The sequence below is a fragment of the Nostoc sp. MS1 genome (assembly GCF_019976755.1).
In the GTDB taxonomy this organism is placed as follows: domain Bacteria; phylum Cyanobacteriota; class Cyanobacteriia; order Cyanobacteriales; family Nostocaceae; genus Trichormus.
Genome location: NZ_AP023441.1, coordinates 4,080,133 through 4,091,476 on the forward strand (window position 1 = coordinate 4,080,133; position 11,344 = coordinate 4,091,476).

At 44.9% G+C, this 11,344-nt stretch carries 13 protein-coding genes; 1 reads left to right on the forward strand and 12 read right to left on the reverse strand.

Translation table 11 applies throughout. The features are described from left to right. Positions 1-67 precede the first annotated feature (67 nt). Together NSMS1_RS17650 and NSMS1_RS17655 are read right to left on the reverse strand one after the other, a co-directional pair. Entirely contained in the window at positions 68-250 is a 183-nt protein-coding gene (locus NSMS1_RS17650; protein WP_224086046.1) for a hypothetical protein, read from the reverse strand. Positions 251-438: 188 nt separating this feature from the next. Next, the gene (locus NSMS1_RS17655) at positions 439-753 is read right to left on the reverse strand and encodes a 2Fe-2S iron-sulfur cluster-binding protein (RefSeq protein WP_224086048.1); all 315 of its coding nucleotides are present in this window, start codon (positions 751-753) and stop codon (positions 439-441) included. 279 nt (positions 754-1,032) lie between these two features. Here NSMS1_RS17655 and acnB point away from each other — a divergent pair, with 279 nt between their 5' ends. Next, positions 1,033-3,663: a bifunctional aconitate hydratase 2/2-methylisocitrate dehydratase gene (acnB, locus tag NSMS1_RS17660; protein WP_224086049.1), complete on the forward strand. Its 2,631-nt coding sequence runs from the start codon at positions 1,033-1,035 to the stop codon at positions 3,661-3,663. Between the two features lie 224 nt (positions 3,664-3,887). On the opposite strand, the gene NSMS1_RS17665 is transcribed toward acnB, so the two are convergent. The 10 genes from NSMS1_RS17665 to NSMS1_RS17710 all read right to left on the reverse strand — a co-directional run bounded on the left by NSMS1_RS17665 (position 3,888) and on the right by NSMS1_RS17710 (position 11,211). Further along, positions 3,888-4,649, reverse strand: coding sequence for a phycobilisome rod-core linker polypeptide (locus NSMS1_RS17665; protein WP_067774474.1), 762 nt, complete (start codon positions 4,647-4,649; stop codon positions 3,888-3,890). A 114-nt stretch (positions 4,650-4,763) separates the two neighbouring features. Continuing rightward, the gene (locus tag NSMS1_RS17670) at positions 4,764-5,480 is read right to left on the reverse strand and encodes a phycobilisome rod-core linker polypeptide (RefSeq protein WP_224086050.1); all 717 of its coding nucleotides are present in this window, start codon (positions 5,478-5,480) and stop codon (positions 4,764-4,766) included. Between the two features lie 38 nt (positions 5,481-5,518). After that, a complete protein-coding gene (locus NSMS1_RS17675) occupies positions 5,519-6,262 on the reverse strand; it encodes a phycobilisome rod-core linker polypeptide (protein ID WP_224086051.1) in 744 nt (247 codons plus the stop codon). A 90-nt stretch (positions 6,263-6,352) separates the two neighbouring features. After that, entirely contained in the window at positions 6,353-7,192 is an 840-nt protein-coding gene (locus tag NSMS1_RS17680) for a phycobilisome rod-core linker polypeptide (RefSeq protein ID WP_224086052.1), read from the reverse strand. A gap of 37 nt (positions 7,193-7,229) precedes the next feature. Further along, positions 7,230-7,832: a HEAT repeat domain-containing protein gene (locus NSMS1_RS17685; protein ID WP_224086053.1), complete on the reverse strand. Its 603-nt coding sequence runs from the start codon at positions 7,830-7,832 to the stop codon at positions 7,230-7,232. Positions 7,833-7,905: 73 nt separating this feature from the next. After that, positions 7,906-8,733: a HEAT repeat domain-containing protein gene (locus NSMS1_RS17690; protein ID WP_224095265.1), complete on the reverse strand. Its 828-nt coding sequence runs from the start codon at positions 8,731-8,733 to the stop codon at positions 7,906-7,908. Between the two features lie 10 nt (positions 8,734-8,743). After that, positions 8,744-8,989: a phycobilisome linker polypeptide gene (locus NSMS1_RS17695; protein WP_224086054.1), complete on the reverse strand. Its 246-nt coding sequence runs from the start codon at positions 8,987-8,989 to the stop codon at positions 8,744-8,746. An 83-nt stretch (positions 8,990-9,072) separates the two neighbouring features. Then, entirely contained in the window at positions 9,073-9,933 is an 861-nt protein-coding gene (locus NSMS1_RS17700; RefSeq protein ID WP_224086055.1) for a phycobilisome linker polypeptide, read from the reverse strand. Positions 9,934-10,110: 177 nt separating this feature from the next. Beyond that, positions 10,111-10,602: a phycocyanin subunit alpha gene (cpcA, locus tag NSMS1_RS17705; protein ID WP_224086056.1), complete on the reverse strand. Its 492-nt coding sequence runs from the start codon at positions 10,600-10,602 to the stop codon at positions 10,111-10,113. 87 nt (positions 10,603-10,689) lie between these two features. Further along, the gene (locus NSMS1_RS17710) at positions 10,690-11,211 is read right to left on the reverse strand and encodes a phycocyanin subunit beta (RefSeq protein WP_067774452.1); all 522 of its coding nucleotides are present in this window, start codon (positions 11,209-11,211) and stop codon (positions 10,690-10,692) included. Between the last annotated feature and the right edge of the window lie 133 nt (positions 11,212-11,344).

Below are 11,344 nucleotides of genomic sequence, written 5' to 3' on the forward strand. Positions count from 1 at the left end.
TTGGAAAAATCTACTCATTTCCTAATTACTCTTTCTAAAATCCTCAACACTCACTACTCAGCACTCACTACTCCACACTACCTGTAGTTACCACAGCTTCCACAGTAGCCTTTTGCTTCTCATCATCTACAGCAGTAATTGCCCAACGGAGAGGTTCACCTTGCTTTTTCAATTCTGCTTCAATAGCTGCTTGTAATTCTGTGGGTGTTTCTTGAATATCGATTTCTGCGCTAATAAAATGAGTTGTCATGGCTGTCTGTTTGGTGGATTTGTAGATTCTAGAATAACCGATTTCAGCCGTATGCCAATACTGATTTTATCTATATTGTGAATAATCAGCAGTAATATCTATTTTTCCTAATTAAATTGATTTAAGCGGTAATCGGTAATCGTTTTTTTACCATTACCAATTACCGATTACCCATTACCGAAATTATTTTACTTACCGAATTGCAATTGATAAACAGTCTCTTCTTTTTCTGTTTCAACTTTGATATCAGAACGAGGATAAGCTACACAAAGTAATACATAACCTTGTTTTTGTAATTCTGGGCCAACTCCCATACCATCAGTTTGATCAACAGTTCCGGTAATAAGTTTTCCAGCACAAGTTGTACAAACGCCAGCATGGCAAGAACTAGGTAACTCTAGCCCTTGCTCATCGGCAACTGATAAGATGGTTTTATCTTCAGGGACTTGCAAAGTGTGGGTTTTACCTTGGTGAAGAATTTCAACAGTGTATGTTTTAGACATATACAAAATTAAAGTGAAGCAAATAACAAATGAAATATCTTATCTTATAAATAGGTAGCCAATCAAATTGAGCCAGGGCAACACAGGAATCATTTGCAAATAGCTTTAACTGCAAAAGTAGCTATACAGTGATAATTATAAGTCCCTGACAAAAAATAATGTAAGGAATCTCACTTCCTATTAGTTCTGCTACGGAAGACTGATAAGGTAGTATTCTCTTGCGACGTAGACAGTGATTATAAAATTTGACGAAGGTTAAACCAAATCTGGGAGTACACAATGCTGGAATCATACCGTCAACACGTTGCCGAAAGAGCAGCACTAGGGATTCCTCCCTTACCGTTGGATGCAAAACAAACTTCAGAATTATGTGAATTGCTGAAGAATCCACCTAAAGGGGAAGAAGATACATTATTACATTTATTGCGCGATCGCGTATCTCCTGGTGTTGATCCTGCGGCTTATGTCAAAGCTGGCTTTCTCACCGCCATTGCCAAGAAGGAAGTCAAAAGCCCCATCATCTCACCTATACAGGCGGTGCAGTTACTTGGGACAATGGTAGGCGGTTACAACGTCCAGTCCTTAATTGAGTTATTGCAATTCCCCACTGTATCTGTTTCCGACTCTTCCGAAACACCCTTGGTAATGGGTGGAGAAGGGAAAGAACCAATAGCCGCCTACGCCGCCGCCGCCCTCAGCAAAACCTTGTTGGTGTATGATGCTTTCCACGATATTTTGGAATTGGCAAAAACCAACCCCTACGCTAAACGGGTAATTGACTCTTGGGCTGAGGCTGAGTGGTTTACATCACGCCCCCAGCTACCAGAATATATTAATGTCACCGTGTTTAAAGTGCCTGGGGAAACCAACACCGATGATTTATCCCCCGCCACCCACGCCACTACCCGCCCAGATATTCCCCTCCACGCTTTAGCGATGTTAGAGTCACGGCTACCGGGTAGTTTAGAAACTATTGCTGAGTTGAAGAAAAAAGGACATCCAGTGGCTTATGTTGGGGATGTGGTAGGTACTGGTTCCTCACGGAAATCAGCAATTAACTCAGTGTTGTGGCATACAGGCGAAAATATACCTTATGTTCCTAACAAACGCGCTGGGGGGTATATTTTAGGTGGTGCGATCGCTCCCATCTTTTTCAACACAGCCGAAGATGCAGGTGCTTTGCCTATACAGTGCGATGTCACCAAACTAGAAACCGGCATGGTAATTACCATCTATCCCTACAAAGGCACAATTACCAACGAAGCCGGCGAAGTCATTTCCACCTTCACCCTCAAACCCGACACCATCCTCGATGAAGTCCGCGCTGGTGGACGTATCCCCCTACTCATCGGGCGTACCCTCACCGACAAAACCCGCCAAGCCTTGGGTTTAGAACCCAGCACCGTCTTCATCCGTCCTCAACAACCAACCGACACAGGTAAAGGCTACACCCTCGCCCAGAAAATGGTAGGTAAAGCCTGTGGTTTACCCGGTGTGCGTCCCGGTACATCCTGCGAACCCATCATGACTACCGTTGGTTCCCAGGATACCACCGGCCCTATGACCCGCGACGAACTCAAAGAACTTGCTTGTTTGGGCTTCAGTGCGGACTTAGTAATGCAAAGCTTCTGTCACACCGCCGCCTACCCCAAACCAGTAGACATCAAAACCCACCACGAACTCCCCGACTTCTTCGCCTCCCGTGGCGGTGTAGCCTTGCGTCCTGGTGATGGTATCATTCACTCTTGGCTCAACCGAATGCTATTACCAGATACCGTAGGTACTGGCGGCGACTCCCATACCCGCTTCCCCTTGGGAATTTCCTTCCCCGCAGGTTCCGGGTTAGTGGCCTTCGCTGGCGCATTGGGTGTCATGCCTTTGGATATGCCAGAATCAGTATTGGTAAGATTTAAAGGCGAATTGCAACCAGGAATTACCCTGCGCGATATTGTTAACGCCATTCCTTACATCGCCATTCAACAAGGCTTGCTGACAGTAGAGAAGGAGAACAAGAAAAACATCTTCTCAGGACGCATCATGGAAATTGAAGGCTTACCAGACTTAAAAGTTGAACAAGCCTTTGAACTTACCGACGCAACCGCCGAACGTTCCTGTGCAGGTTCTACAATTAAGCTAAGTGTCGAGACAGTAGCCGAATATCTGCGTTCCAACGTCGCCCTACTGAAGAATTTGATTGCACGGGGTTATCAAGATTCCCGTACCATCCTCCGCCGTATCGCCCAAATGGAAGCATGGTTAGCCAACCCCGTATTATTAGAAGGTGATGCAGATGCGGAGTATGCAGCAATCATTGAAATTGATTTAAACGAAATCAAAGAACCAATTGTGGCAGCTCCTAATGACCCCGATAATGTTAAGTTATTATCGGAAGTTGCTAATGACCCAGTACAAGAAGTATTTTTAGGTTCTTGTATGACAAATATCGGTCATTATCGAGCAACAGCGAAAGTTTTGGAAGGTGCAGGTGAAGTCAAAACTCGCCTGTGGATAGCACCACCCACTCGCATGGATGAACACCAATTAAAAGAAGAAGGTGTGTATGCTGTATTTGGTGCGGCTGGCGCGAGAACAGAAATGCCAGGATGCAGCTTGTGTATGGGAAATCAGGCGCGAGTTGCCGATGGCACAACTGTATTTTCCACCTCCACCCGCAACTTTAACAACCGCATGGGTAAAGGTGCGCGAGTGTATTTAGGTTCCGCCGAATTAGCCGCCGTTTGTGCCTTGTTAGGACGCATCCCTACAGTACAGGAATATCTGGATATTGTGGCGAATAAGATTCATCCTTTTGCTGATAATTTGTATCGGTATTTGAACTTTGATCAAATCGTCGGTTTTGAGGATGAAGGGCGGGTGATTTCTAAAGAGGAGCAAGCTTTGTTGTTATAGTTTAATGAGGGTGAGTCTTGATGGCTCACCCTCATATATTTAGATGAAACTGAATAATATCAATTGCTAGCCAAAATGATGAAGCTTAGTCTTTTGTATAACTAAACAACTGGGTCTAGTCTTCACTCAATGTAACGCCAAGATAACAGAGAAACTATCATCTTTTCGTCACATCAACGCAAAAACTAGACCCAGTATAAAACTAGACGCTCAGATATTCAATCTTAACGTCTGCCACGGTATGGCACTGCATTTAGATAATCGATATCAAAAGCAGAGATTCTTTGTGCGTAGTTGCCTTGGGTATTAACTGACGCTGCCAAGTCTGCAAACTTGCGAGGATCACCTTCGCGTAGTTGTTTTTCTTGGAATTTGCGGCTGTAGAATTTGTCCAAGGTGAAGCGCCAGTCTGTTTGGACTGTACCTGCTTTTTCTTGGAAGTCTTCGCCGTAGCGGGGAGTTACCAAGTTGTGGGGACGACCTTCCATGCGCTTACGTTGGTAAGGCACGATGTTTTCGCCAAAGCTTTGGGTGTACTCTTCACTGTCAATGAGTGCATCAACAAAACCGCTAAAACCTTTGGTTCCGATAACAATAGACCAAGCGATTTCTTCTTCTTTGTTGTAAGCAGAACGACCCAACAAGCGTTTGAGGGCGATGTCAACTAGACGGTAATTATTATTAACCGAGACAACTAAGCGGTAGAAGGCTTCAGATTTAGCTAAACCGCGAATGAAATCACGTACAGAAATAGAACCATTTTTCAGCTGAGATTCTAAAGTTTTTTGGCGGTTGAACTTGAGAATTTCATGTTCGCTGAAAACTTGGCGGTAAGCTGCCCAAATGATGTTTTGAATATCAGTGTAGGAGCTAACATCTTCAATGCGATAGATGTATGGTGTATCTTCGTTTTGATCAGCTAGACCGAAGCTTTTTACCCGGTGATTTTGAGAGCTTGGTTTATATGAAAGTAATGGCAGTGCCATGCTGAGTATTCCCCTTATTAACAAGTTAAACAGCTAGCTGTTGCAAGTGAAAGAGGTTTGATTTCTCAAAACCCTCCTTCATGCTTTACTTATTTTCCCGCATTAGGTCGGTGGCTAGAGCTGATATCCCAACCAATTTAGGAAGAACAGGAAAGTTAATCCTGCGCTGAAGACCAGCAATACAGCTAATATTGCGATGCCATCATAATTAGGATTGGACTTTCTGTACCAATCGGTAGCATAACGGCCTGGGCCTGGTCTAACAATACCAGCGCGATCGCGGTAATCAGCACCGTAACGGGTTGTAAAGCTGAATGGTCTGTCTGTGGTCAAGCGTTTGCGTTGGTAGGGTACGGTGTAATCACCAAAGGCTTGCTGATACTCATCACTGTCAAGCAAAGCATCAACAAATCCGCCCCAACCTTTGCTAGCAATTACAATTGACCAAGCAATTTTTTCTTCTTCGTTATAGGGAGATCGTCCCAAGAGCCGCTTAAGAGCCATTTCCACCAGTCGATAGTTGTTATTTGGTGTCACAACTAGCTGATAAAAGCGCTCTGATTTAGCTAAACCGCGAATAAAATCCTTAACCGTGATTGACCGATTTTTGAGTTGGGTTTCTAAGCCAATTTGTCGATTGAACTTGAGAATTTCTTGTTCATTAAAAACTTGGCGATAGGCAGCCCAAATCAATTCTTCCATTTCACTGGAAGAGTTGGCATTTTCTTGACGGTAGATATAAGGGGTGTCCTCATTAATATCAGCCGTCCCAAAACTCGGAACTCGTTGATTTTGAGTTGTGGGTTTGTATTCCAGTAAAGGTAATGCCATTTTGGAAATCTCCGGTTTCAAAGAAGTTAATCGGCAACTTACCGCACGGGGAAGTTAGCGCTAGGACTTACGGAGAGAGGAATCCCTTGTGGTGTGTCATTCCGAGTTGTGTCGGGAATTTGAATGTTGGCAGTGCTAACTGGTGTCATGGTGACTGTTTTGATTTCTAGGGATTTAGCCAATTCCAAGAAATTCTTCACAGCACCGGGTTTGTAGCGCTCATCTTCCAACTTATCGCGCCAGTAGTTGCCGTAGCGTGGGGTGACTAGATTGAAAGGTCTATCTTTATAGCGTCGCCGTTGGTAGGGGACTATATTCTCACCAAAGTTGCTCTGATATTCTTCGGAATCTAACAGAGCATCTACAAAGCCATCCCAACCAAGTGTGGCTATCTTGATTGACCAAGCAATTTCTTCATCCTTATTATAAGGCGCACGACCCAAAAGGCGTTTCAGTGCTAATTCCACAAGGCGGTAATTAGAGTTACTCTTAATTACTAAGCTCTTGAAAGCCTCTGATTTAGCTAGACCCCGAATGAAATCGCGGACGCTGATAGCCCGATTTTTCAATTGAGATTCTAAATTGCCTTGGCGGAAGAATTTTAAAATTACGTGTTCGCTAAATACTTGCCGATAAGCTGCCCAAATTAGTTCTTTGAGTTCGCTATCGTAAGCAGCATCTTCGATGCGGTAGATTCTGGGGGTATCTTCGTTAGGAACTTCGTACCCAGGAACACGCTGATTTTGAGAACTGGGCTTGTATTCTAGTAATGGAATTGCCATAGTTTGGTTATTTGTTAATTGACAATTGACAATTGACAATTGACAGTTGTCAGTGGAAATTTTTCCTCCTGCCTCCTGCCTTCTGCCTCCTCAAGTGGTTTTGTTACCAGGAATGTAACGATATGGCAGGGCAACAGCTACGGGTTTAACTGTAACTTCAGGGGTTGTAACTTCGCGGCTGGTGTCGGGGATTTGTATATCTTTAATTTGAGAAGTGACGGAAGCGATAGTACGCTGATAGTTCCGTTCTGGAGTAATGATTGAGCCTGCTAATGCCATGAAGTTGGCGGGGATAGCGCGGCGGATATCGTCTTTGGTGAGAGTGCCTGAAGTCCGGGCGCTGTAGAAGGAACGTCCACCTAAAGCATTGAAGCTTTGGCGATCGCGCCAGTAGGCGTTATATCTTGGGTTAACTAGATTAAAGGGTCTATCTTTAAACCGACGGCGTTGATAAGGTACGATGTCATCGCCAAAGTTTTCTTGATATTCATCGCTGTCTAATAAGGCATCGATAAAACCATGCAATCCTTTAGTACCAATGACAATAGACCAAGCAATTTCTTCGTCTTTGTTATAAGCAGCCCGTCCCAAGAACCGTTTTAAGATGATGTCAACTAAACGGTAGTTGGAATTAAGGTCTGCTACTTGAGTACGGAAAACTTCTGATTTACCCAATCCCCGGATAAAATCGCGGACGCTGATTGCCCGATTCCGCAATTGTGATTCTAGGAATACTTGGCGATTGCTTTTTATAATCAGGTGTTCACTAAAAATTTGCCGATATCCAGCCCAAATAATGGCATCAACATCAGCATCATCAATAGCAGCCGATAGGCGATAAATAGTAGGGGTATCTTCGTTAGGAACTTCGTAGCCTTCTACACGTTGGTTTTGTGAAGATGGTGCATATTCCAACAGAGGTATTGACATTTTTACTTTTACCTTTTCTTATGAAACTCAATTCCCGCTATTGACTTTGAGCCAGTAATATACGGGCGCGGACTGACCTTTCCGGCTCAGTGTCCAGCATTTGGTTGAATCTGTTATGAATGGGCTGTTGTAAATCTGGGATTGTTGCTAAACCTTGGAGACCTGCGATCGCCGCATAACGAATTGACCATTCAGGGTCTTGTGAAACAAAAACCAGTGTTTCCCATACCCTTGTAAGTGCTTTTTGACGCTCAGGCAAATCTAGCTTATGCCAGTGTAAGTTCCCTAATCCCTTTGTCGCAGCCCGGCGCACACTAGGAGCAAAGTCTGTTGCAGCAGCATCGACTAATACATCTAAAGCACGGGGGTCAGCGATCGCCGCGAGAGTGCGAATCGAATAAGCCCGTGCGCCATAGTTGTAGTCATCAATTTGTGTAAGTAACTGGGGAACTGCTATTTCTCCCATCTCTACTAAAGCATTAGAAGCGATCGCTGCTGCTGTCGGGTTGTTGTAGCCGAACACAGCAATTAAGGTAGAAATTGCAGCTTCATCTTTGGCTATTGCCAGATTTTTCACTGCTGTTACCAGTTTCTCTGGTGTATCTGCCTCGGTAACGCCGCGAATTAGTTCGTTAGTCATTAGTCATTAGTCCACAGTCAACAGTCCACAGTCAACAGTCAATTACTATGGACTATGGACTATGGACTGTTGACTAAAGTAGTGAATCCATGAGGTTCATCACCCGGATGGCTGAGTCAGATATTGAGAGGGCGTTTGATTCTGGTATCTGATGCTCTAGCAATCCTTTGAGGGCAATGAGTTTGAAGCTGTTTTCGGCTTTGGCGTTGGCGATCGCTTCTGCTGCTGCTAAGTATCCAATCGCACCTAAATCCCCCAAGGCAACACGGCGTAGGTTCAGGTCGTTACCTTCTAACACTTTCACCAGTAGCTCTCCATATACTGGTTCCTGTGTGAGTTGGTACATTGCCCTAGCTGCGGCGCACTGCACTCGTGGGACTGGATGTTGGAGAAATGGCTGAATCAGAGGGATTGCTTCGGTAGCACCAACAGCACCTAAAGCTTCTAACACTGCTTCGTAGGGCTGGACTAGATGTGGTCGTCCTGGTTCTTGCACGGCCTGGGCGACTCCACCATCTAGTAATTTAATTAAGGCTGGTGTGGCTGTTTTGTCTCTAAGCATTTCTAGAGATTGGGCAGCTGCTTCACGGACATAAAAGTCCTCACATTCCAAGCACTTAATTAAACCCGGTACAGCTTGGCGATCGCCTAATTTTCCCAAGGCTCTGGCTGCATTGCGTCGCAGAGGATAACCACCGAGTTCTGTTCTATCGGCTTCATCTTCTAACGCTGCAATTAGTCCATCAACAGCAGCACGTTCTTTAACCCGATACTTACCCAACCACCAAGCTGCATAATAGCGGAGACTTAAGTCTGATGATTGCAGGTTAGCTATGGCTAGTTCTGGTGTTAGCTGCGGCCCATTTTCTGCGGAAAATTCTGCCTCACTCGGTTCTATCATCGCCAAGGCGTTATTCTGCCTCTGAAGATGTTAATGGCTCAATTTTGACGATTTTGCCGCCTAAACGAGTAATTCTTTGGTATTCTTCATTCATCCGGCTGTATGGCACTGTAAGAAATACACTGCCACTATTACGAATGTTGTATTTGTTTCTGTCGGTTTCTGCGCTTTGACGCAAGCCTACGACTTCATAACGAAATACTCGACTAGCAGATGAAGAAACGCTACCAGACCCAAGAGTGGTTTGACCGAACATTACTTCCTATCTCCTGTTGTTGTTAGTTGACAGTTAACGGTTAACAGTTAACCGTTAACCATTGACAACTGACAAAAATCCCATCACGCCGAGGTAACGCTAACGATTTTGCCACCTTGTTTGTGAATTTGCTGGATCTTGTCAGAGAGCCGCTCGTAAGGTACTATGAATACCGTGCTACTCCGGCGAACACTGGGATAGCCTGGGCTACGGATTCCGGTAACTTCTAGCCGATAAACGCGATCGCCTTCCCCAACGGCATTACCTAAGTTCTTCTTAGGAGCGACATCTGCTGAAGCCCGGAAACCCCAACTATTATTGGTTCCAGATGGGCCAACAATTGTAGAAGCTTTGTTACTAGCTAATTCTTGAGCCAATCGAGACTTCTTACCTTCTACTTGAGCGCGATCGCTATTCGCATAACCACGGTACAAGCGGAACATCCGGTTGAAGCCTGCGGTTTTCTGTCCTGGTTGAGTCTCAAAACCACGATAGTAAGGAGCGACGTTATCGCCGAAATTGCTTTGATACTCCCATGAATCGATATAGGAGTCGATTTCAGCGTCGTAACCTTTCTCTTGATACAAGTCTAAGTGGTAGATAACTTCAGACTCATCATAAGGAGCGCGACCCAACAAGTGTTTGTAGTTGAGTTCGATTAGCCGAGTTTGGAAGCTGTTGTAGAAAAATTTCTTTTTGTAGAGTTCTGATTTAGCAACGCTACGCACAAATTCTCGCACAGTCAGATTGCCATCTCTCAATAGAGACTCTGCACTTACGAGGCGTTCTGATTTCAGTATGTAGTCATTGCCCAAAACGTGCCGATAAACAGCACGAATTACCGATTCAACTTCTTCTCTGCTGGCGTTGGGGCGTAGTTCTACTTTAGGTGCGTCGCTAAAAGGCTCTGTTCCCAGCCTGGATGCTGCTGCTGTAATTGCCATTTTAAGTTTCCCCTATTTTTTTGCCGAGTGCTAAGTTCTAACCTAAGCGCCTCTAACCCTTAATACCAATTCTTTGAATTTTGAATTGGTATAGATAAAACTATGCCCGGAACGAGATTCAACTGCTAGGTGAAAACTACATCCAGCACTTGCACCCCTTTCCGGGCAGAAAACTATCTAGCTGAGAGCGTTGATAGCGTAATCGATGTAGGTGTTAGCTTCGTTAGCAGCTTGACCGCTCAAACCGTGGTTAGCCTTGATATGCTTGAGAGCTTCAACATACCAGCTAGGAGATAAGTCAAAGGTGCTGTTGATTTCAGCCAAACCAGCAATTAGGTATTCATCCAAGGGGCCAGTACCACCAGCAACTAAGCTGTAGGTGATGATGCGCAGGTAGTGACCAACGTCACGAGCGCACTTGGATTTACCACGGCTGTCAGAAGCGAACTGAGGGCCGGGGGTTTGGGTGGTGTAAGGGAATTTTTGGTAAACAGCTTGAGTTGCACCATCAATCAAGCGTTGAGCGTTAGCGGTTAAACCACGAGCAGCTTCTAAGCTAGCAGCAGCACGTTCATAACGACCACGAGCTGATTGTAGTTCGGTGTTACCTAAAAAACGACCTTGGGTATCAGCAGCAGCAATAGCTTCGGTAATGGGGGTCTTAACCATGATGTAAAATTCTCCTTGGTAATTTCGTAGTTTTGTACCTGTTTACCTAGATAATTAGGTATAGGTGCTGGAACTGGTTAATTACAATTAACCAACAGCAGCAGCAGCGCGATCAAAGTAGCTAGCTACTTCAGAGATCAATTGGCTGCAATCACCTTTGGTGATACCGTTGGGGTCGTTAGCGATGCCAACAGCAGCATCTTTCATTTTTTGAACGCCAACAGCTACGGAAGAACCGGGAGTGCCTAAAGCTTGGTATGTTTCACGCAAGCCGTTTAAGCAGCGATCGTCTAGAACGCTTGCATCACCAGCGAGGATAGCGTAGGTGACGTAACGCAAGATGATTTCCATGTCGCGGAGACAAGCAGCCATGCGACGGTTGGTGTAAGCGTTACCACCAGGAGCAATCAATTGGGGTTGTTCTTCAAACAACGCACGAGCAGCGTTAGTAACAATAGCAGATGCGTTGCTGGTGATGCGGTTAACAACGTCCAAGCGTTTGTTACCATCTTTCACAACATTTGCCAAAGCGTCTAGTTGTTCGTTGCTCAGGAACTCGCCTCTGGAGTCAGCTTGAGAAACCACCTTGGTAAATACGTCTAATGTCATGGACTTAAATCTCCTAATTACTTAGTTGAGAGATGTCAGGATTAAAACTGGCTATGTCTTAATTTTTTAGAACAGGTTGTAAACAAACTGGGGATCAAACTGCTTCTCATGTAGTCTCAAAATTCCCTGCTAT

Bases quoted from the DNA above. Each gene is read 5' to 3' on its own strand.
- NSMS1_RS17650 (WP_224086046.1), bottom strand. From the start codon at position 250: ATGACAACTCATTTTATTAGCGCAGAAATCGATATTCAAGAAACACCC.
- NSMS1_RS17655 (WP_224086048.1), bottom strand. From the start codon at position 753: ATGTCTAAAACATACACTGTTGAAATTCTTCACCAAGGTAAAACCCAC.
- acnB (WP_224086049.1), top strand. From the start codon at position 1,033: ATGCTGGAATCATACCGTCAACACGTTGCCGAAAGAGCAGCACTAGGG.
- NSMS1_RS17665 (WP_067774474.1), bottom strand. From the start codon at position 4,649: ATGGCACTGCCATTACTTTCATATAAACCAAGCTCTCAAAATCACCGG.
- NSMS1_RS17670 (WP_224086050.1), bottom strand. From the start codon at position 5,480: ATGGCATTACCTTTACTGGAATACAAACCCACAACTCAAAATCAACGA.
- NSMS1_RS17675 (WP_224086051.1), bottom strand. From the start codon at position 6,262: ATGGCAATTCCATTACTAGAATACAAGCCCAGTTCTCAAAATCAGCGT.
- NSMS1_RS17680 (WP_224086052.1), bottom strand. From the start codon at position 7,192: ATGTCAATACCTCTGTTGGAATATGCACCATCTTCACAAAACCAACGT.
- NSMS1_RS17685 (WP_224086053.1), bottom strand. From the start codon at position 7,832: ATGACTAACGAACTAATTCGCGGCGTTACCGAGGCAGATACACCAGAG.
- NSMS1_RS17690 (WP_224095265.1), bottom strand. From the start codon at position 8,733: ATGATAGAACCGAGTGAGGCAGAATTTTCCGCAGAAAATGGGCCGCAG.
- NSMS1_RS17695 (WP_224086054.1), bottom strand. From the start codon at position 8,989: ATGTTCGGTCAAACCACTCTTGGGTCTGGTAGCGTTTCTTCATCTGCT.
- NSMS1_RS17700 (WP_224086055.1), bottom strand. From the start codon at position 9,933: ATGGCAATTACAGCAGCAGCATCCAGGCTGGGAACAGAGCCTTTTAGC.
- cpcA (WP_224086056.1), bottom strand. From the start codon at position 10,602: ATGGTTAAGACCCCCATTACCGAAGCTATTGCTGCTGCTGATACCCAA.
- NSMS1_RS17710 (WP_067774452.1), bottom strand. From the start codon at position 11,211: ATGACATTAGACGTATTTACCAAGGTGGTTTCTCAAGCTGACTCCAGA.